The organism is Geodermatophilus sp. URMC 60 (genome assembly GCF_053502585.1).
In genome coordinates this window covers 4,820,360-4,841,182 of record NZ_CP199958.1, presented here as the reverse complement: position 1 = coordinate 4,841,182, position 20,823 = coordinate 4,820,360, and the positions used below count along the sequence as shown (strand labels likewise).

Annotated in this window: 16 protein-coding genes; 12 read left to right on the top strand and 4 right to left on the bottom strand. The window is 73.9% G+C overall.

The genetic code is table 11. The annotated features are described in order from the left end of the window. The first annotated feature begins 25 nt into the window (after positions 1-25). From ACWIX3_RS22775 to ACWIX3_RS22735, 9 genes are all read left to right on the top strand, one after another. Positions 26-1,480 (top strand): MiaB/RimO family radical SAM methylthiotransferase, encoded by a 1,455-nt coding sequence (locus tag ACWIX3_RS22775; protein ID WP_448609628.1) that lies wholly within the window; start codon positions 26-28, stop codon positions 1,478-1,480. Continuing rightward, positions 1,477-2,136, top strand: a complete 660-nt coding sequence (gene pgsA / locus ACWIX3_RS22770) for a CDP-diacylglycerol--glycerol-3-phosphate 3-phosphatidyltransferase (RefSeq protein WP_448609627.1) — start codon at positions 1,477-1,479, stop codon at positions 2,134-2,136. The genes ACWIX3_RS22775 and pgsA overlap by 4 nt, the downstream gene beginning before the upstream one ends. A 202-nt stretch (positions 2,137-2,338) precedes the next feature. Next, positions 2,339-2,740, top strand: coding sequence for a helix-turn-helix domain-containing protein (locus ACWIX3_RS22765; RefSeq protein WP_448609626.1), 402 nt, complete (start codon positions 2,339-2,341; stop codon positions 2,738-2,740). Positions 2,741-3,271: 531 nt separating this feature from the next. Beyond that, positions 3,272-4,507 (top strand): DUF4032 domain-containing protein, encoded by a 1,236-nt coding sequence (locus ACWIX3_RS22760; RefSeq protein ID WP_448609625.1) that lies wholly within the window; start codon positions 3,272-3,274, stop codon positions 4,505-4,507. Between the two features lie 122 nt (positions 4,508-4,629). Further along, the gene (locus ACWIX3_RS22755) at positions 4,630-5,973 is read left to right on the top strand and encodes an extracellular solute-binding protein (protein ID WP_448609624.1); all 1,344 of its coding nucleotides are present in this window, start codon (positions 4,630-4,632) and stop codon (positions 5,971-5,973) included. Beyond that, a complete protein-coding gene (locus tag ACWIX3_RS22750; RefSeq protein ID WP_448609623.1) occupies positions 5,970-6,932 on the top strand; it encodes a carbohydrate ABC transporter permease in 963 nt (320 codons plus the stop codon). The genes ACWIX3_RS22755 and ACWIX3_RS22750 overlap by 4 nt, the downstream gene beginning before the upstream one ends. Beyond that, entirely contained in the window at positions 6,932-7,765 is an 834-nt protein-coding gene (locus ACWIX3_RS22745; RefSeq protein ID WP_448609622.1) for a carbohydrate ABC transporter permease, read from the top strand. The genes ACWIX3_RS22750 and ACWIX3_RS22745 overlap by 1 nt, the downstream gene beginning before the upstream one ends. Positions 7,766-7,804: 39 nt before the next feature. After that, positions 7,805-9,082 carry an ABC transporter ATP-binding protein gene (locus ACWIX3_RS22740; RefSeq protein ID WP_448609621.1) on the top strand — a complete coding sequence of 426 codons (1,278 nt, stop codon included), beginning with the start codon at positions 7,805-7,807 and terminating at the stop codon, positions 9,080-9,082. A gap of 92 nt (positions 9,083-9,174) precedes the next feature. Further along, positions 9,175-10,824, top strand: a complete 1,650-nt coding sequence (locus tag ACWIX3_RS22735; protein WP_448609620.1) for a glycoside hydrolase family 13 protein — start codon at positions 9,175-9,177, stop codon at positions 10,822-10,824. Here the strand turns inward: ACWIX3_RS22735 and ACWIX3_RS22730 are convergent. Further along, positions 10,821-11,291 (bottom strand): GNAT family N-acetyltransferase, encoded by a 471-nt coding sequence (locus ACWIX3_RS22730; RefSeq protein ID WP_448609619.1) that lies wholly within the window; start codon positions 11,289-11,291, stop codon positions 10,821-10,823. The genes ACWIX3_RS22735 and ACWIX3_RS22730 overlap by 4 nt on opposite strands. Then, positions 11,288-12,304, bottom strand: a complete 1,017-nt coding sequence (locus ACWIX3_RS22725) for a PfkB family carbohydrate kinase (protein WP_448609618.1) — start codon at positions 12,302-12,304, stop codon at positions 11,288-11,290. Before ACWIX3_RS22725 ends, ACWIX3_RS22730 begins: the two co-directional genes overlap by 4 nt. A gap of 148 nt (positions 12,305-12,452) precedes the next feature. On the opposite strand from ACWIX3_RS22725, the gene ACWIX3_RS22720 reads away from it, so the two are divergent. Then, positions 12,453-13,286, top strand: a complete 834-nt coding sequence (locus tag ACWIX3_RS22720) for a PspA/IM30 family protein (RefSeq protein WP_448609617.1) — start codon at positions 12,453-12,455, stop codon at positions 13,284-13,286. A gap of 121 nt (positions 13,287-13,407) precedes the next feature. Here ACWIX3_RS22720 and ACWIX3_RS22715 read toward each other — a convergent pair whose 3' ends face one another. Continuing rightward, the gene (locus ACWIX3_RS22715; RefSeq protein WP_448609616.1) at positions 13,408-14,262 is read right to left on the bottom strand and encodes a DNA-formamidopyrimidine glycosylase family protein; all 855 of its coding nucleotides are present in this window, start codon (positions 14,260-14,262) and stop codon (positions 13,408-13,410) included. Positions 14,263-14,382: 120 nt separating this feature from the next. Here ACWIX3_RS22715 and ACWIX3_RS22710 point away from each other — a divergent pair, with 120 nt between their 5' ends. Next, positions 14,383-14,958, top strand: coding sequence for an antibiotic biosynthesis monooxygenase (locus ACWIX3_RS22710; RefSeq protein ID WP_448609615.1), 576 nt, complete (start codon positions 14,383-14,385; stop codon positions 14,956-14,958). Positions 14,959-14,977: 19 nt separating this feature from the next. Here the strand turns inward: ACWIX3_RS22710 and ACWIX3_RS22705 are convergent, their stop codons facing one another. After that, entirely contained in the window at positions 14,978-19,582 is a 4,605-nt protein-coding gene (locus ACWIX3_RS22705) for an ATP-dependent helicase (protein ID WP_448609614.1), read from the bottom strand. Between the two features lie 87 nt (positions 19,583-19,669). Here ACWIX3_RS22705 and ACWIX3_RS22700 point away from each other — a divergent pair, with 87 nt between their 5' ends. Then, complete coding sequence (locus ACWIX3_RS22700) at positions 19,670-20,815, top strand: acyl-CoA dehydrogenase family protein (RefSeq protein WP_448609613.1); 1,146 nt, start codon at positions 19,670-19,672, stop codon at positions 20,813-20,815. Positions 20,816-20,823 lie beyond the last annotated feature (8 nt).

Sequence of the window (20,823 nt, the reverse complement as noted above, 5' to 3'; positions counted from 1 at the left end):
CCGCGGAGCGGCCTAGGATGGACCGGTGACACCTCCGACCGACCCTGCCCGCACCGTGGCGGTGGTGACCCTCGGGTGTGCCCGCAACGAGGTCGACTCGGAGGAGCTGGCCGGTCGGCTGGCCGTCGGCGGGTACCGCCTGGTCGAGGACGCCGAGGGCGCCGACGCCGTCCTGGTGAACACCTGCGGCTTCATCGAGTCGGCCAAGAAGGACTCCGTCGACGCGATCCTGGCCGCCACCGACTCCGGCGCCCGGGTGGTCGCGGTCGGTTGCATGGCCGAGCGGTACGGCTCCGAGCTGGCCGGCGCGCTGCCCGAGGCGACGGTGCTCGGCTTCGACGACTACGCGGCGATCGGCGACCGGCTCGACGACGTGCTCACCGGCCGCCCGCTGGTTCCGCACGACCCCCGCGACCGGCGCACCCTGCTGCCGCTCAGCCCGGTCGAGCGCCCCGCGGCCGTGGCCGCTGGGCGGGTGGGGGAGGGCCCGGCGCCGGCCATCCCCGGCCACGGCTGGCTGCAGCGGCGCCGGCTGGCCTCCGGCCCGTCGGCTGCGCTCAAGCTCGCCTCCGGCTGCGACCGGCGCTGCGCCTTCTGCGCCATCCCGGCCTTCCGCGGCTCGTTCGTCTCCCGACCACCCGCGGAGGTGCTCGGCGAGGCGCAGTGGCTGGCCGCCCAGGGCGTCACCGAGCTGGTGCTGGTCAGCGAGAACTCCACGTCCTACGGCAAGGACCTCGGGGACCTGCGGCTGCTGGAGCAGCTGCTGCCGCAGCTGGCCGCGGTCGAGGGCATCGCCCGGGTCCGGGTGGCCTACCTCCAGCCGGCCGAGCTGCGGCCGGGCCTGCTCGAGGTCATCGCGGGTGGCGGCGGGCCAGGCGCTGTCGTAGCCCCCTACTTCGACCTGTCCTTCCAGCACTCCTCGCCGACGCTGCTGCGCCGGATGCGCCGCTTCGGTGGGACCGACGACTTCCTGGCGCTGATCGAGCGCGCCCGCGCGCTGGCGCCGACCGCCGGTTTCCGTACCAACGTCATCCTCGGCTTCCCGGGGGAGACCGAGGACGACGTCGCCGAGCTCGAGCGCTTCCTCGTCGCGGGCCGCCTCGACGCCGTCGGGGTGTTCGGCTACTCCGACGAGGAGGGCACCGAGGCGATGGGCCTGCCCGGCAAGCTCGACCAGGCCGAGATCGACGCCCGCGTCCGCCGGATCACCGACCTGGTGGAGGAGCTCACCGCGCAGCGCGCCGAGGACCGGCTGGGGGAGCGGGTCGAGGTGCTCCTGACCGAGGACCTCCCCGCCGACGAGGGCGCCGGGGCGTGGGCCGGGCACGCGGCCCACCAGGACCCCGACGCCGACGGGACGACGACGGTCACCGGGGTGCCCGCAGGCGCGGTCGCCGGCCAGGTGGTCGCCGCCGAGGTCGTCGGCACCGAGGGCGTGGACCTGGTGGCCACGGCCCTGGTGCCCGCGGTGCGCGCATGAACGATGCGGTGGACCCGGCCGCCACGCCGCCCCAGTCGGCGCGGGTGGTCAACCTGCCCAACGCCCTGACCGTCCTGCGGCTGGCCATGGTGCCGGTGTTCGCCGCCCTGCTGTTCACCGACGGCGGGATGGACGACGAGCGGCGCTACTGGGCCACCCTCGTCTTCGCGCTGGCGATCATCACCGACCGCTACGACGGGATGATCGCCCGGCGCACCGGCCAGGTGACCGAGTTCGGCAAGCTCGCCGACCCCATCGCCGACAAGGCGCTGACCGGTACCGCCCTCATCGGCCTCTCGGTGCTGGCGCTGCTGCCGTGGTGGGTCACGCTGACGATCCTGGTCCGCGAGGTCGGCGTGACGCTGCTGCGCTTCTGGGTGATCCGCTACGGCGTGATCGCCGCCAGCCGGGGCGGCAAGGCCAAGACCGTCGTCCAGGCGCTGGCCATCGGGCTCTACACCCTCCCGTTCGACGGCCTGTTCGGCACGGTGCGGTGGTGGGTGATGGCCGCGGCCGTGGTGCTCACCGTGGCGACCGGCCTGGACTACGTCCACCGCGCCCTGGCGCTGCGGCGCACCAGCCTCCGCGCGATGCGCGCGGCGGCCGCCCGCCGCTCCGCCGGGCCGGCCGGCCCGCGCACCGACGCCGCCGCCTGAGAGAGGACCCGTCCTCCCCGCCCGTCGCAGGCTCGGGGCGGGGTCCGGAACGGGCACGGAACAGGGCCTCTGCTCACGGCGTTACGCCCAGAGCGGACCCCTCCCACGCGGCACGGTGGGCGTCGGTGGTGCCGCGTACCGTGAGCGCACGGCTCCCTCCCTGGGAGGCCCCGCTTCCGCACAGGCAGGACAGGAGACGGCGATGACGCTGCTGCGCACCCAGCTCGGGACGACCCTGCGCGGCCACCGACTGCGCCAGCGCCGGACGCTGCGCGACGTCTCCGGTGCCGCCCGGGTGAGCCTGGGGTACCTCTCGGAGGTCGAGCGGGGGCAGAAGGAGGCCTCCTCCGAGCTGCTCGCCTCCATCTGCGACGCCCTCGACGTCGAGCTCGCCGACCTGCTCGCCGAGGTCAGCCTGGGGCTGCGCGGCGACGTCCGCGTCCGCCCGCTGGTCCCCGCGTCCGGGGCCGCCGGCGTCCCCGCCGAGGAGGTCGCGGAGGCCGCGTCGGGCGAGCAGCCGGCCGCCGAGCCCGCGCTGGCGCTGGTCGGTGCGCCTGCCCGCGCCGCCGGTCGCCCGGCTGACGCGGTGTCGCTGGCCGCCTGACCGCCGCGACGCGGTCGGCACGGACCCCGCCCGCCTCTCGGCCTCCCCGAGCTCCCCGCCGGGGTGGGCTCCTCACGCTCCCGCGCACGTCCCCGGCGCACGCAGCCGCAGCGGCAGCGCCATGAGTCGCACCCGCGCCGGCCTCCTGGAGGGCGCCGCACGGGACGTCGCCGAGCGGGGTCTGCGCGGCAGCACCATGCAATTGGTGGCCTCAGTCGCCAGGTGGCCGAGGCGACCCTCTGCAACCCCTTCCGAACCAAGGACGAGGTCGCCCGCGCGCTGCTCGCCGCGGAGCTCGACCGGCTCACCGCGCTGGCCGCGCTGGCTGCTCGCCGTCGTGCCGCAGCCGGGGGAGACGGAGGTGCGCCGGGCGACGGCGGAGCGGCTGGCCGGTCTCGTGCCGGCGTCGTGACCGGTCCTCCGGAGGGATCCCCTGCCACCTGCGCGGCGGGCCGGTGCGACGTGGGAGGGTGACGGTCCGGCACCGCCCCGCCGGGGCGTCGCTGTCCTCGCAGACCCTCGGAGCGCGCCGTGCGGTACCTCTTCCGGCCACCGGCCACCGATGGGGCTGGCCTGCTGAGCCTGCCCTTCCACCTGCCGCTGGAGCAGTGGGACCCCGAGCTGCTGCTCGAGGTCCCCCAGCGCGGCATCTCGCGGCACGTCGTCCGCTTCACCGCCCAGGGTGGGCACGTCTACGCGCTCAAGGAGATCTCCGAGCCGCTGGCCCGCCACGAGTACGCGCTGCTCGGCCAGTTCGAGGAGGAGGGCCTTCCGGCGGTCTCGGTGCTGGGCATCTGCGTCGACCGCCCGGGCGGGCAGGACGCGGTCCTGGTCACCCGCTACCTCGAGTACTCGATGTCCTACCGGTACCTGTTCTCCCGGCCGCACGGCGAGCACTCCGCCGAGCAGCTGCTCGACACGATGGTGGTGCTGCTGGTCCGGCTGCACCTGGCCGGTGTCTTCTGGGGCGACTGCTCGCTGTCCAACACGCTGTTCCGGCTCGACGCCGGCGCGTTCACCGCCCACCTGGTCGACGCCGAGACCTCCGAGCGGTACCCGCAGCTGAGCCCCGGGCAGCGGCGCTACGACGTCGACCTGGCCCGGGAGCGGGTGGGCGCCGAGCTGCTGGACCTGCAGTTCGGCGACCTGCTGCCCTCGTCCGTGGACCCGATCGAGGTCGCCGACAGCCTGCCGGTGCGCTACCAGGCGCTGTGGGAGGAGGTGACCCGCGAGGAGGTCTTCGCGCTCGCCGAACAGCGCCAGCGGGTCGCCGCCCGTCTGCAGCGGCTCAACGACCTCGGCTTCGACGTCGGCGAGATCGAGCTGGTCACCGACCCGCAGGGCGGCGCGCGGCTGCGCGTGGAGACCCGCGTCTCCGAGCCCGGGCAGAACCGCCGGGAGCTGTTCCGGCTGACCGGCCTCGAGGTGCAGGAGCGCCAGGCCCGCCGGCTGCTCAACGACCTGCGCGCCTACCGGGCCACCCTGGAGCAGAAGCTGGGCACGCCCGTGCCGGAGACCGTCGCCGGCTACCGCTGGCTGGCCGAGGCCTACCAGCCCGTCGTGGACGCCATCCCGCCCGATCTGGCCGGCCGGCTGGCGCCCGCCGAGGTCTTCCACGAGATCCTCGAGCACCGCTGGTTCCTGTCCGAGCAGGCCGGCCACGACGTCGGGACGACGCGTGCCGCACGCTCCTACTTCGACACCGTGCTGCCCCGGACCCCCAAGGAGCTGACCACGCCCTCGGCCTTCGTCGGGGGGCGCGACTGACCGCCGGATCGGCCGTCGGACCGTGCGTAACGGGTGGGTTTCGTTCGAGTTGACACCCCTCCAGGCCTGCGCAACCGTACGGAAACCCGGAACCGGATGGACCTGTACGCCAACGGAGGCGGATGACGGTGTCGACGAACGGCAGAGGCAGACGCTCCGGCGGAGCCGCGCGGCGGGGGCGCAGACGCTCACTGGGCGGAGCCGCCGCCACCGCAGTCCTCGCCTCGACGCTGGCGGCGTGCGGCGGCGACCCCGGCGCGGCGAACGCCCTCACCTGGTACATCAACCCGGACTCCGGCGGCCAGGCCGAGATCGCCCAACGGTGCAGCGACGCGTCGGGCGGGGCCTACACGATCGAGGTGGCCCAGCTGCCCCGCGAGTCCGCTGCGCAGCGCGAGCAGCTGGTCCGGCGCCTGGCGGCCAACGACGCGTCGATCGACCTGATCAGCCTGGACCCGCCCTACATCCCCGAGTTCGCCGAGGCCGGCTTCCTGGCCCCCGTACCCGAGGACGTCGCCCAGCGGGTCACCGAGGGGGTCGTGCAGAGCGCGGTCGAGGGGGCCAGCTGGGACGGCGAGCTGGTGAGCGTCCCGTTCTGGGCCAACACCCAGCTGCTCTGGTACAAGAAGTCGGTCGCCGAGGCGGCCGGCCTGGACATGACCCAGCCGGTCACCTGGGACCAGCTGATCGAGGCCGCGCAACAGCAGGAGACCCAGCTGGCCGCTCAGGGCATCCGCGCCGAGGCCCTCACCGTCTGGCTCAACGCCCTCATCGAGTCCGCCGGCGGGTCGGTCATCACCGAGAACGCCGAGGACCCGGCCGACATCCAGCTGGGTCTCGCGGAGGAGGCGGGGACCCGCGCCGCCGAGGTGATGAACGCGGTCGGCACCTCCGGCGTCGTCGGACCGGCGTTCACGACCTCCGGTGAGGACGCCAACGTCGAGTCCTTCGAGAACGGCGACGCCTCGTTCATGCTCAACTGGCCGTTCGTCTACGGCCGGGCGCTGAGCGCGGTCGAGGCCGGGACCCTCGACCAGTCGGTGGTCGACGACTACGGCTGGACGATCTACCCGCGGGTGGACCCGGACCAGGAGGTCGCGCCGCCCCTGGGTGGCATCAACCTCGGGGTGGGCGCGTTCAGCGCGGCCCCCGAGTTGGCCTACCAGGCCGCGGAGTGCATCGTCTCCGACGAGAACCAGGCCTACTACTTCACGACCAACGGCAACCCGGCCTCCTCGGCGGCGGTCTACGACGACCCCGAGGTCCAGGAGGTCTTCCCGATGGCCCCCGAGATCCGGGAGTCCCTCGAGCTGGCCGCGCCCCGCCCGCAGACCGTCTACTACAGCGAGGTCTCCGGGGCTCTCCAGCGCAGCTACCACCCGGCGTCCTCGGTCACGCCGGGCGTCACCGGAGAACAGGCGACCGAGCTGATCCGCGCCGTACTCGCAGGGGAGCAGCTGCTGTGACGACCACGACCCTCCCACCGGCGGAGAAGACCCAGCCGGTCTCGTCACCGCGCGGGACGATCAGCGACCGGTCCCGCGCCGAACGGAAGCTCGGCTGGCTGCTCGCCGGCCCGGCGTTCGCGGTGATGCTCCTGGTCACCGCGTACCCGATCGGCCAGGCGCTCTGGTACTCGCTGTTCAGCTACCGGCTGACCGACCCGGCGAACCGGGCGTTCATCGGACTGAACAACTACGTCGTGATCCTGAGCGATCCGCTGTGGTGGCAGGCCATCTGGGTCACGGTGCTCATCACCGTGGTGACGGTCGCGGTCGAGCTCGTGCTCGGCTTCGCCCTCGCCCTGGTCATGGCCAAGGCGCTCGCGGCGATCCGGCCGGTGCTCCGGGCGGCGATCCTCATCCCGTACGCCGTCATCACCGTCGTGTCCGCGTTCGCCTGGCAGTTCGCCTTCGACATCCAGACCGGCTTCGTCAACAGCTGGTTCGCCTGGCTGCCGGGGATCAGCGCCGACACCGACTGGTTCGGGTCCTGGGGAACGTCGATCCTGGTCATCTGCCTGGCCGAGATCTGGAAGACCACGCCGTTCATCTCGCTGCTCCTGCTGGCAGGCCTCGCCCAGGTGCCCGAGGTGCTGCAGGAGGCGGCCAAGGTCGACGGCGCCACCTGGTGGCAGCGGATGTGGCGGGTGACGATCCCGAACATGAAGGCGGCCGTCATGGTCGCCCTGCTGTTCCGCACGCTGGACGCCTTCCGCGTCTTCGACAGCATCTACATCATGACCGCCGGCGCGAACGGCACCGAGTCGGTGTCGTTCCTGGCCTACCGGCAGACCATCGCCCGCGTGGAGATCGGGCTGGGCTCGGCGGTGTCGGTCCTGCTGTTCCTGTCGGTGGTGCTGATCGCGTTCGTCTTCATCAAGGGCTTCCGGATCGACCTGGCACAGGCGAGGGGAGAGGGCTGATGTCCCAGCGGGAGAAGACCTGGTGGATCGTCGCCGGCATTGCGATCGTCCTGTACGCGCTGTTCCCGATCGCCTGGATCCTGTCGCTGTCGTTCAAGGCGTCGGCGGACATCGCCAACCAGTCGTTCCTGCCGACGTCGGCGACCTGGGAGAACTACTCGACGATCCTCACCGGGTCGGCGAGCGGCCTCTTCCTGCCGGCGCTGCGCAACTCGTTCGGCATCTGCCTGATCGCGACGTTCATCTCGTGCGTGCTGTCGATGTTCGCCGCGTATGCGATCGCCCGGCTGGACTTCCCGGGCAAGAAGCTGATCCTGTCCACGGCGCTGGCGGTGGCGATCTTCCCGGTGATCTCCATCGTGACGCCGCTGTTCAACCTGTGGCGGCAGATCGGGCTCTACGACACCTGGCCCGGGCTGATCATCCCGTACCTGTCACTGACCCTGCCGATCTCCATCTGGACGATGTCGGCGTTCTTCCGGGAGATCCCCTGGGAGATGGAGCAGGCCGCGCAGGTCGACGGCGCCACCACGTGGCAGGCCTTCCGCCGGGTGATCGTGCCGCTGGCCGCCCCAGGTGTGTTCACCACCGCGATCATCGCCTTCTTCATCGCCTGGAACGACTTCGCGTACGGCATCTCGCTGACCTCGACCGAGGCCTCGCGGCCCGTGCCCGCGGCGCTCGGCCTGTTCTCCGGTGCCTCGCAGTTCGAGGACCCGACCGGTGCGATCGCAGCGGCGGCGGTCGTCGTCACCATCCCGGTCGTCGTCCTGGTGCTGCTCTTCCAGCGGCGCATCGTCGCCGGCCTCACCAACGGCGCGGTCAAGGGCTGACCCCCCGTACCCACCCACCCAGCGAGGGGACGAGATCTCATGGCTTCGATCGAGATGCGCAACATCGTCAAGCAGTACGGCGACGGCTATCCGGCGGTCAACGACGTCAGCCTGGACATCGCCGACGGTGAGTTCATGATCCTGGTCGGCCCGTCCGGCTGCGGAAAGTCGACCCTGCTGCGGATGATCGTGGGGTTGGAGGACATCACCAGCGGAGACATGATCATCGGCGGCAAGCGCGTCAACGACCTCGCGCCGCGCGACCGCAACCTGTCGATGGTGTTCCAGAACTACGCGCTGTACCCGCACATGACCGTCTACGAGAACATCGCCTTCCCGCTGCGGCTGGCGAAGGTGCCCGACGACGAGGTGCGCCGCCGGGTCACCGAGGCCTCGGACGTCCTGGAGCTCAAGGACCACCTGGAGCGCAAGCCGGCCAACCTCTCCGGTGGGCAGCGGCAGCGGGTGGCGATGGGCCGGGCCATCGTGCGCCAGGCCGAGGCGTTCCTCTTCGACGAGCCGCTGTCCAACCTCGACGCCAAGCTGCGCGGTCAGATGCGCACCGAGATCAGCCGGCTGCAGCGCCGGCTGGGCATCACCACGGTCTACGTCACCCACGACCAGACCGAGGCGATGACCCTCGGCGACCGGGTCTGCGTGCTGCGCAAGGGCCGCATCCAGCAGGTCGCCTCGCCGCGTGAGCTGTACGAGCAGCCGGTCAACCTCTTCGTCGCCGGCTTCATCGGCTCGCCGCCGATGAACTTCCTGCCCGCCACCGTGGAAGGCGACCAGCTCCGGACGCCGTTCGGGTCGATCGTGCTCGACGAGCGCCGGGCCGCCGCCGTGCGTGGCCGCGACCTCCTGCTCGTCGGCATCCGGCCGGAGTACTTCGAGGACGCGTCGCTGGTCGACGAGGCCAAGCGGCCGCTGGGCTCGCTGTTCCGGGCGCGGGTCGACGTCACCGAGTGGCTGGGGGACTCGCAGTACGCCTACATCCCCTACGAGGCACCCGATGCGATCCGCCAGCAGCTGCGCGACCTGTCGCGGGAGCTCGACGCCGAGGAGCTGCGCACCCAGGCGATCGTCTCCATCGACGCCACCAGCCGGATCCGGGAGGGGCGCGAGGCGGAGTTCTGGCTCGATGCCCGCAAGGTGCACGTGTTCGATCCGCAGACCGGCGATAACCTCACCCGCGACGCCGAGGCCGGGGCGCGGCTGACGCAGATGGCCACCGAGGACCGGGTCGAGCAGGTCCAGGAGGCGCAGGCCCAGGGGACGACGGTCGGCGGCGGGGCCACCCGGGCAGGGGCGGCCTGAGGGAGGACCCCCTGCCCCCCACCCTCCGCGAGCTCGGGGCGGGGCCCGGAACCGGGCCCCGTCCGGGCTCGCCCCTGCAGGAGGCCGGGACGGTGCCGGCCTCGGACGACCGCCGACCGTGGTGGCGGGCGGCGGTCGTCTACGAGGTGTACCTGCGCAGCTTCGCCGATTCCGACGGTGACGGCGTCGGTGACGTCGACGGACTGCGCAGCCGGCTGCCGTACCTGGTGGACCTCGGCGTCGACGCCCTGTGGGTGACGCCCTGGTATCCCTCGCCGATGGCCGACGGCGGCTACGACGTGAGCGACCACCGCGACATCGACCCACGTCTGGGTTCTCTCGCCGACGTCGACGCGCTGCTCGCCGAGGCCCACCGTGCGGGCCTGCGCCTCCTGGTCGACCTGGTCGCCAACCACACCTCCGCCGAGCACCCGTGGTTCCGCGCGGCCGTGGCCGGCGGGCCGGGGGCGCCCGAGCGCGCGCGGTACTTCTTCCGGGACGGGCGGGACGGCGGGAACCGGCCGCCCAACGACTGGATCAGTGCCTTCGGCGGTCCGGCCTGGACCCGCGTCCGCGAGCCGGACGGGCGGCCGGGGCAGTGGTACCTGCACCTGTTCGCCCCCGAGCAGCCTGATCTGGACTGGGACGACCCGGTCGTGCAGAAGGAGTTCGACGGGATCGTGCGGTTCTGGCTCGACCGCGGTGTCGACGGCATCCGGGTGGACGCCGCGCCCGCCCTGGCCAAGCTGCCCGGGCTGCCGGACGCCGGCCACGCCCCGGGCGCGCTGTTCGAGTCCAGCCGGTGGGTGGACAACCCGCACTGGGACCGCGACGAGGTGCACGAGGTCTACCGGCGCTGGCGGCGGATCAGCGACGGGTACGACGGGGACCGGGTGTTCGTCGCGGAGGCGGTGGTCGCCGGACCCGAGCGGCTGGCCCGCTACGTCCGGCCCGACGAGCTTCACACCAGCTTCAACTTCGACTACCTCCGGGCTCCCTGGGACGCCGGGAGCCTCCGGACGGCGATCGAGGGGACCCTCGCCGCGCTGGCGCCGGTCGGAGCCCCGCCGACGTGGGTGCTGTCCAGCCACGACGAGACCCGGCACGTCACCCGCTTCGGCCGGGCGGCCAGCGGTGCGGCCACCATGGGGTTCGACGCGTCCTCCCCGGCCGACCTCGTCCTGGGGCTCCGGCGAGCGCGCGCCGCCGCGCTGCTCACGCTCGCGCTGCCCGGGAGCGCGTACCTGTACCAGGGCGAGGAGCTCGGCCTGCCCGAGGTCGAGGACCTGCCCGAGGACGTGCTCCAGGACCCGACCTGGGAGCGTTCGGGCCACACCGCCCGCGGTCGCGACGGCTGCCGGGTGCCGTTGCCGTGGTCGGGCGACCGGCCGCCGTTCGGCTTCACCGCGGACGGAGTCCGCCCCTGGCTGCCGCAGCCCGAGGCGTGGCGGGTGCTGACGACGGCCGCCCAGCGGGCCGACCCGGCGTCCACCCTGTCGCTGTACCGGACCGCGCTGCGGCTGCGCCGGAGCCTGCCGGGCCCGGCCGACGAGGCGCCCCTGACCTGGCACGACCTCGCGGACGACGTGCTCGCCTTCGACCGCGGAAGCCGCTTCCGCTGCATCGTGAACCTGTCGGACCGTCCGGTGCCCCTGGCCGGCCACGGCGAGCCGGTGCTGACCAGCGAGGAGGTCGGCGAGGAGCTGCCCCCCGACACCGCCGCCTGGCTCCGGACGGCCTAGCGGGTCAGCGACCGGGTGAGGACCAAGCGGTCCTCACCCGGTCCGGCGCGGCCCGGGGCCAGGTACGCGCCGGCGCCGAGCGCGGTGTGGAGGGCGACCGCGGCGGTGTCCTCCGGCCGGGCGACCGCCTGGACCACCCGCGCCCCGGTGGCCAGCGCAAGGTCGTCGAACCGGCGCACGAGCCGACGGCCCAGCCCGGTGCGGCGCCGGTCGTCCCGCACCGCCAGGAGGTGCAGGTAGGCCAGCCGGTCGGCGGTGACCACCCCGAGCAGGTAGCCGACGTCCTCCCCGGCGGTGCTGCGGGCCAGCGTGCCGAAGCCGCCGAACTGGTCGAACCAGACGGGGTCGTGCAGCGGGCGGGTGTCGACGTCCCAGAAGCGGTCGTGCGCGGCGAGCAGGCGCGCGCGGAGGACCGTGGCCGACAGCTCGGCGAACCCGACCAGCGCGACGTCGTCGGGCGCGGTCACCGGCGGGCCGCCGCCAGTTCGTCGCGGGTCGGCGGGTCGGCGCCCTCACGGGTGCAGTTCAGCGCGGCGACGAACGCGGCGTCGTCGACGATCGGCAGCAGCTCCTCGTCGGGCAGCTGCTCCAGCGCCGCGCGGGTGGTGATCCCCGCCTCGAGCAGGCCGGCGAACAGACCTGCCGCCAGCGAGTCACCAGCGCCGACGGTGTCGGCCACGGTGACCCGCGGGGGCTCGCGGTGCAGCAGCTCGCGGCCGGGCCGGGCGATGCGCAGCGGTGCCCCCCCGTCGGTGAGCAGCACCAGGGCCGCGCCGCGGTCGGCCCAGCGCAGCGCCGTCGCGTCGAGGTCGTCGGCGGCGTCGGGTTCGAGCCAGACGAGGTCCTCGGCGCTGACCTTGACGATGTCGGCGCGCGACAGCAGCCGCTCGAGGCGGGCGCGCACCGACGCGGGGGAGTTGCCCAGCGCGGCCCCGACCGGGCCGTCGGCGAGCATCGGCCGGATGTTGGGGTCGACGCTGACCAGCGCCCGGTCGTCGGCGGCCACCTGCTCGACCAGCCGGGCGATGGCCTCGCAGCCCGGCGGGGTCCAGCTGGAGATGGAGCCGACGTGCAGGATCGCCGTCCCGGGCGGCAGGACGGCGGCGAGCTCCTCGTCGGTCCACTGCCAGTCGGCGGCGCCCAGCACGTGGAAGCCGTAGTCCGGCGAGCCGTCCGCGCCGAGACCGACCACCGCGAGGCTGACCGGCTCGGTGGCCGGCACGAACCCGGCGAGGTCGACGCCGGCCAGCTCCGCGTGCCGCCGCAGCCCGGCGGCCAGCGGACCGGTGCCCAGCCGGGCGAGCAGCCGCACGGGGACGCCGAGGCGGCCGGCGGCGACCGCGACGTTGAGGGCGTTGCCGCCGGGGCGGGCGACGTAGTGGGGGCTCGTGCCGTACGGCCCCGCGCCGACGGCGGGGTCGGGCAGCAGGTCGACGACGAGCTCCCCGAGGACGCTCAGCACCTGGCGGTCGCTGGTCACGCCCGCGACCCTAGCGATCCGGACTCCGCCACACCTGGCCGCTGGCTCACCCCCGGGCGCACCTGGGACGATGACGGGGACGACGATCGCTGCGGCACGCCGGACGGGTAGGCCCTGGCGGACGACCGCTACCTGCGCAGGAGGACACATGCCCAACCCGTTCGTGAAGCTGTGGAGGTACCTCACGGCCTCCGCCAACGCCAAGATCGACGAGAAGGCCGACCCGAAGATCCAGATCGCGCAGGCGATCGAGGCCGAGCAGCAGCGGCACCAGGCGCTGGCCAACCAGGCCGCGGCGGTGCTGGGCAACCAGCGTCAGCTGGAGATGCGTCTCAACCGGCAGCTCGGCGAGGTGGAGAAGCTGCAGGCCTCCGCGCGGCAGGCGCTGGTGCTGGCCGACCAGACGCGCGGCGGCGGTGACGCGGCCAAGGCCGCGGAGTACGAGCAGGCCGCGCAGGCCTTCGCCACCCAGCTGGTGGCCGCCGAGCAGGCGATGGAGGACCTCAAGCGCAGCCACGACGAGGCGTTGCAGGCCGCCGAGCAGGCGCGCGGAGCGGTGGAGCAGAGCCGGATGCGGCTGCAGACGACGCTGGCCGAGCGCACCAAGCTGATGAGCCAGCTCGAGCAGGCCAAGATGCAGGAGCACGTTGCTGCGTCGATGCGCCAGGTCAACGAGCTCGCCGCGCCGGGCAACACGCCCAGCCTGTCCGAGGTGCGGGACAAGATCGAGGCCCGCTACGCCAACGCTCTGGGTCAGGCCGAGCTGGCGCAGACGTCGGTCGAGGGCCGGATGCTCGAGGTGCAGAAGGCGACCCTCGACGTCGCCGGCGCCTCGCGGCTGGACCAGATCCGCGCGTCGATGGGGCAGCCGGCGGTCACCGGGGGCCAGCACTCGGCCCCGGCGCTGGAGGAGGGGACGTCGTCGGTGCCGACGTCCTCCGCTCAGCAGGCGGCCCAGCCCGCCGACCGCGACCAGCAGTAGGAGGACCCCGTCCTCCTCGCCACTCGTAACCCCGTGGGGAGTCCCTGGACGGGGCCGTTGGGACCCGGGACGGGGCCGACCGCTCGCGGCCCGGTCACCTCGGTGACCGGGCCGTGGCGGCTCAGGAGGCGCCGGGGAGCGGCGGCGGGTGGTCGGGCTCGCCGGTGCGGGCCATCGGGTCGACGGGGGCGTCGGTGGCCTGGCAGGTGGGGCACCAGTAGGTGATCCGCTCCTGCAGGTCCGGACCCTGGTCACCGCGCAGGATCGGGGTGCCGCAGCGGTAGCAGGGACGGTCCTTGCGGCCGTAGACCCAGTGGTCGCGGCCCCGGCGCAGGTCGCCGGTGGTGCTCTGCTCCGGCCGGTCGCGGTTGGCGAGCATCAGCGAGCGGGTCCGCTCGACCAGCCCGGGCAGGTCCTCGACGTCGGCGACCCGCATCCAGGGGTGCACGCCGCCGACGAACAGGCCCTCGACCTTGTAGAGGTTGCCCGGCCCGCACAGGTTGCGCTGGTCGAGGATGGCGACGCCGATCTGCTCGTCGGGTTGCGACCGCAGCCGGCGCAGCGCCTCGTCGAGGTCCCAGTCCGGGCCGAGGACGTCGGGGCCGAGGTGGCCGACGACCTGGTCCTCGTGCTCGGTGCGCACCATGGCGACGTCGTGCAGCCGGTAGCCCACGCAGTCCCACTGGTCGGTCGCCAGGATCGCGCGGATGGCGAAGGCAGGTCCGCCGCGCCACCTCGCACCCTTGCGGTAGATGTGCCAGCTGCCGTCCATCCGGTAGTGGGTGCGCAGGGTCCAGCCGTCGGTGAACCGGGTGAGCATGTGCTTGCCGCGGGGGACCACCGCGGACACGGTGCGGCCGGTGAGGTCGGTGGCGGCCAGCTGCGGTACGCGCAGCTCGCCGCGACGCAGGGTGGCGCCGGCGAGCGCGGTGTGCATCCGCTTCGCCGCCAGCCAGACGGTGTCTCCCTCGGGCACGCGGCCCAGTGTCCCCCTGGTCGCACCCGCAGTGCCGGACGCGGCACAGGTCACCCCGGCGGCGGGAAGGCGCAGGTGCGCCGCGGTGCTGAGCCTCGCGTGGAGTCACGTGATCGATCGATGAACTCCCCGGTCACCGCGCCCGAGGCGGTGGTCGCGGCCGCCGAGCCGGTCACGGTCACCGTGGCCCGTGACGTGCGGGCCGACCAGCGGGAGGCCTTCGAGCGCTGGGCCGCTGAGGTGCTGGACCTGGCTGCGCAGTTCCCGGGCAACCTGGGCACCAGCCTGCTGCGCCCCGGACCGGGCTCGACCCGCTACCACCTGGTCTACCGGTTCGCCGACGGCGAGTCGTTGGCGCGCTGGGAGCGCTCGACCGAACGGCAGGTCGCGCTGCAGCGCGTCGAGCACCTGACCGACCGGGTCGACTACGCCCGCGTGGCCGGTCTGGACAGCTTCTTCACGGCACTGACCCCCCGGCGGCCGGGGCCCCGCTGGCGGCTGACGGTCCTCACCGTGGCCGCCGTCTTCGCCATCACGCTGGCCTTCCAGCTGCTCGTCGCGCCACACCTCTCGGGGTGGCCGCTGCCGGCCCGGCTGCTGCTGTCGGCCGTCGTCGTGGTGGTGCTGCTGGGCTACGTCGCCATGCCGGCACTGTCCCGGCTGTTCCGTCGCTGGCTGCACCCCGCCCGCGACTGAGCCCGCCGGCGGGACCCGCTCAGGCGCGTACCCGCAGGCCGCGGGGGGTGGCGGCGAAGCCCGCCGCCTGCAGTGCGGCCGACAGCGGGGTCGACTCGTGCACGGAGGCGCCGTCGGCCTTCTGCACCACCATCCGGCCGAGTGCTCCCGCCGCGACCGCCCCGGACAGTGCCGTCGCGGCTTCCTTCAGCGCGGTCTCGTCCTCGGTCCAGGAGAGCAGGGTCTTGCCGCCCCGCTCCACGTAGAGCACCAGCTCGCCGTCGACCAGCACGACCAGCGCGCCCGCCTTCCGCCCGGCCCGGTGCCCCGCGGTGCGCCGTCCGCCGCCGGTGCCCTCGCCGACGTCGACGGCGCCGTCCGGATCGCCGCCGGCGCCCCCCGTCGCGCCGGGACGCTCCGGCCAGGGGAGAGCGGCGCCGTAGACGTTGGCCGGGTCGGTCGCCGCCAGGACCACCGCACTCCCGGGGACCCGGTCCGGTGAGGCGAAGCTGCGGAGCCGGTCGACCGAGCCCGGCGTGCCGAACTGGGCAGCGCCGAGGGTCTCCACGAAGTAGCCGCGCCGGGCCCGGCCGTTCTCCTCGAAGGCCCGCAGCACCGGGTACACCGCGGAGAATCCGCCAGCGACCTGCTCGGCCACCACCGCGCCGCGGGTGAGCACCCCGTGCCGCTCGAGCAACGCCTCGGCGCGGGCCGTCGTCCGCTTGGTGGGGTTGGTCTCCCGGTCGGGCAGCCGGGACCAGCGACCGGCCATCGTGGGCGGCCCGCTGCGGGTCGGCATCGCCGGCCGGCCCAGCCGGGTGCGCCCGTAGCGGCTGCGGTCCAGCCGGGCCCGGGGCGGGGCGGGCTGGCGCTTGTGCGTGCCGCCCCCCGACAGCCGGGTGCGCAGGGGAGCGAGGGTGTCGTTGGTCAGCACGCCGGACCAGACGAGGTCCCACACGAGGTCGGCGAAGGCGGTGTCGTCGGTGGAGCCGGCCAGGTCCGACAAGCCGCGGAAGAACAGCGCCTGCCCCCCGGCCAGGTGCTCGAGCACCGAGGGACCGGCCTCGGGCAGCTCCAGCGGCTCGGGCAGCAGCAGCGGGGCCAGGTCGGCCGGCACGAGGCTGACCCAGCCGTCGCCCCCGGGCAGCCCGCCGGCGCCGGCCCACAGCACCTCACCGGCGCTGGTCAGCTCGTCGAGCATGGCGGGGGAGTAGTCGCGTACCCGGGCCGGAAGCACCAGCGACTCCAGTGCGCTGGCGGGGACGAGCGCCCCCGCCAGCTGCTCGACGACCGCGAGCACGCCGTCCGGCCCGCGCATCCGGCTGCCCACCGACTGCCAGGAGGGGGTGAACCGCGCCAGCGTGTCGACCGGCACCGGCTCGACCTCCTGGCGCAGCCGGGCCAGGCTGCGCCGGCGCACCGACCGGAGCACGTCCGCGTCGCACCACTCCTGGCCGGTTCCGCCGGGGCGGAACTCCCCGGTCACCAGCCGGCCGGTGCCGACGAGCCGCTGCACCGTCGCGGTCACCACCGCGACGCCCAGCCCCAGCCGCTGCGCCACCTCACCGGGCTGGAAGGGGCCGTGGGTGCGGGCGTAGCGGCCGACCAGGTCGCCCAGCGGATCGGGCACCGGCTCGGTGAACACCTCGGGCACCCCGACCGGCAGCGCGGTGCCGAGGGCGTCACGCAGCCGGCCGGCGTCCTCGATCGCCACGTGGCGCTCCTCGCCCGCGATGCGCACCACCAGCGCGCGGCGGGCGGCCACCAGTTCGTCGAGCCACTCCTGACCCACACCTCGGGCAGCGGCCTCGGCGACGGTGAGGTCGCCGATGATGCGCAGCAGGTCTGCGGCGCCGTCGGGATCGCGGGGATGGCGGTCCGCCGGCAGCCGCTGCAGCTCTGCCTCGACCTCGGTCAGGGCCTCGGCGTCGAGCAGCTCGCGCAGCTCGGAGCGGCCGAGCAGCTCGGCGAGCAGGCCGGTGTCGAGGGCCAGGGCCTGCGCCCGGCGCTCGGCCAGCGGGGCGTCCCCCTCGTAGAGGAACTGCCCGACGTAGCCGAACAGCAGCGACTGGGCGAAGGGCGAGGCCGCCTGGGTCTGCACGTCGACCACGCGCACCCGCCGGGACCGGACGTCGCGCATGAGCTCGACCAGACCTGGCACGTCGTAGACGTCCTGCAGCACCTCGCGGGCGGCCTCGAGCGTGATCGGGAAGCTGGAGAACTCGCTGGCCACCGAGAGCAGATGGGCGGCTCGCTGCCGCTGCTGCCAGAGCGGGGTGCGCCGGCGCGGGTCGCGGCGGGGGAGCAGCAGCGCCCGCGCCGCGCACTCGCGGAACCGGCTGGCGAACAGCGCCGAGCTGCCGACCTCGGCGGTCACCTCCCGTTCGACGTCGTCCGGGTCCAGGACGGCCAGATCGGCCTCCGGCGGCTCGCCCGTGGTGTCGGGCAGACGCAACACGATGCCGTCGTCGGAGTGCATGGACGCGACGTCGACGCCGTAGCGCTCCCGCAGCCGGGCGGCCAGCACGAGCGCCCAGGGGGCGTTGACCTGGGCACCGAAGGGGGAGTGCACGACCAGCCGCCAGTCGCCGAGCTCGTCGCGGAACCGCTCCACGAGCAGTGTGCGGTCGTCGGGCAGGTGACCGGTGGCGGCCTTCTGCTCGGCGAGGTAGGCCAGCAGGTTGGCTGCTCCCCACTCGTCGAGGCCGGCGGCACGGGCGCGGTCGAGCCCGGCCTCCGGCGTGGCGGTGCCGACCTCGCGGAGGAAGGCGCCCAGCGCGCGGCCGAGCTCGAGCGGGCGACCCGGGGCGTCGCCGTGCCAGAACGGCATCTTCCCGGGCTGTCCGGGGGCCGGGCTGACCAGCACGCGGTCGTGGGTGATCTCCTCGATGCGCCAGGAGGAGGAACCGAGCAGGAAGACGTCGCCCACCCGCGACTCGTAGACCATCTCCTCGTCGAGTTCGCCCACGCGCCGACCACCGCGGCTGTCCTCACCGCCGACCAGGAAGACGCCGAACAGGCCGCGGTCGGGGATGGTGCCGCCGCTGGTGACCGCCAGGCGTTGTGCGCCGCCGCGGGCGGTGAGGGTGTCGGTGACCCGATCCCACGTCAGCCGCGGTCGCAGTTCGGCGAAGGCGTCGGAGGGGTAGCGGCCGGCCAGCATGTCGAGCACCGCGTGCAGCGCGGAGTCCGGCAGCGAGGCGAACGGCGCCGACCGGCGGACCAGCGCGGCGACCTCGTCCACCGTGCGTGGCCGCTCGGATACGATCGCGACCACCTGCTGAGCGAGCACGTCGAGCGGATTGCGCAGGTAGCGGATCGACTCGATGGCGCCGGACCTCATCCGCTCGGCGACCAGGGCGCACTGCACCAGGTCGCCGCGGTACTTCGGGAACAGGACGCCGCGGCTGACCGCGCCCACCTGGTGGCCGGCGCGGCCGACCCGCTGCAGACCGGAGGCCACCGTCGGCGGCGCCTCGACCTGCACCACCAGGTCGACCGCGCCCATGTCGATGCCCAGCTCGAGGCTCGAGGTGGCCACCACGGCCGGCAGCCGGCCGGACTTGAGTGCCTCCTCGACGATCGCGCGCTGCTCTCGGGAGACCGAGCCGTGGTGAGCGGCGGCGACCGGCTGCACGCCCTCCGGGACCCCGCCCCCGGAACCGGCCTGCGCCATCAGCGCTGCGGCGTTGGTGCCCGGCGGAACGGGTTCCCCGGTCGCACGCTCGTAGGCCAGCTCGTTGAGCCGGCTGGTCAGCCGCTCTGCCAGCCGCCGGGAGTTGGCGAAGACGATCGTGCTGCGGTGGGCCTCCACCAGATCGAGCACCCGCTCCTCGACCGCCGGCCAGATCGAGGTCCGGGGCTGGTTGCCGGCGGCCGAGCCGTCGAGCTCACCGGTGGGCTGACCCAGGGCGCTCATGTCCTCGACCGGGACGACGACCGAGAGGTCCCACTCCTTCGCCGACCCGGGCGCGACCACCTCCACCGGTCGGCCGCCGGCGAGGAAGGTGGCCACCTCCTCGACGGGGCGGACCGTCGCCGACAGGCCGATCCGCTGCGCCGGGCGCTCCAGCAGCTCGTCGAGCCGGTCGAGGGAGACGGCCAGGTGCGCGCCGCGCTTGGTGTCGGCGACGGCGTGAACCTCGTCGACGATCACCGTCTCGACGCCGCGCAGCGCCTCGCGGGCGGCGCTGGTGAGCAGGAGGAACAGCGACTCCGGGGTGGTGATCAGGATGTCGGTGGGCCGCCGGGCGAAGGCCCGCCGTTCCTCGGCGGGGGTGTCGCCGGAGCGGGTGCCCACCTGGATCTCCGGGCGCGGCAGGCCCAGCCGGGCCGCGGCCTGCCCGATGCCCGCCAAAGGGGCACGCAGGTTGCGCTCGACGTCGACGGCCAGCGCCTTCAGGGGAGAGACGTAGAGGACCCGGCAGCGGGCCTGCTCGTCGGCCGGCGGTGGGCTGCCTGCCAGCCGGTCGAGCGACCACAGGAAGGCCGCCAGCGTCTTGCCCGAGCCGGTGGGGGCGACGACGAGGGCGTGACCCCCGCTGCTGATGGCCTGCCAGGCCCCCTCCTGCGCGGCGGTGGGCTCGGCGAAGGCGCCGGTGAACCACGCCCGGGTGGGCTCGGAGAACCGGTCGAGGGCGGGCACGGCTCCCAGTGTCCACAGGGGTACGACACTCCGCTGGCCTGCGCGGACCGGCCGGGCCCTGAGGTGGCGTGCGGCAGACTGGCCGCCATGCGCCGATCCCTGTACGAGGCCGAGCACGAGGACTTCCGGGAGCTGGTCCGGGTGTGGGCCGAGAAGAACGTCGTCCCCTTCCACGACCGGTGGGAGCGCGACGGCATCGTGCCGCGCGAGGTCTGGACCTCGGCCGGTGCACAGGGCCTGCTCGGCACCGACATGGAGGAGCGCTTCGGCGGCGGCGGTGTGCGCGACTTCCGCTACCAGGCGGTCCTCGACGAGGAGCTGATGCGGATCGGCGCGACCGGCCTGGGCTTCGGCCTGCACAACGACGTGGCCGGCCCCTACCTGCGCGACCTCGGTACCGAGGAGCAGAAGCAGCGCTGGCTGCCCGGCTTCTGCAGCGGTGAGCTGATCACCGCCATCGCGATGACCGAGCCGGCCGCCGGCAGCGACCTGCAGGGCATCCGGACGACGGCCCGGCGGGACGGCGACGCGTGGGTGCTGACCGGCTCGAAAACCTTCATCACCAACGGCATCAACGCCGACCTGGTGATCGTCGTGGCCCGCACCGATCCCGAGGCGCCGGGCTCGCGGGGGTTGAGCCTGCTGGTCGTCGAGCGGGACATGCCCGGCTTCACCCGCGGGCGGAACCTGGCCAAGATCGGCCTGAAGGCCCAGGACACCGCCGAGCTGTTCTTCGACGAGGTGCGCGTGCCGGCCGAGAACCTGCTCGGCGCGGAGAACCGGGGCTTCGCCCACCTGATGGAGAACCTGCCGCAGGAGCGGCTGTCGATAGCCGTCGGCGCGGTGGCCGCGGCCGAGACGGTGCTGGCGCAGACCGTCGAGTACGTCACCGGGCGCACTGCCTTCGGCCGGCCGGTGGGCAGCTTCCAGAACAGCCGCTTCGTCCTGGCCGAGCTGCGGACCGAGGTCACCATCGCCCGCACCTTCGTCGACGAGTGCGTGCGGCAACTGGACCGCGGCGAGCTCACCCCGGTGGACGCGGCGATGGCCAAATACTGGACGACGGAGCTGCAGAACAAGGTGGCCGACCGCTGTCTGCAGCTGCACGGCGGCTACGGCTACATGGACGAGTACCCGGTGTCCAAGGCCTGGCGTGACGCCCGCATCCAGCCCATCTACGGCGGCACGAACGAGATCATGCGGGAGATCGTCGGCCGCTCCATGGGTCTGTAGGCGGGGCC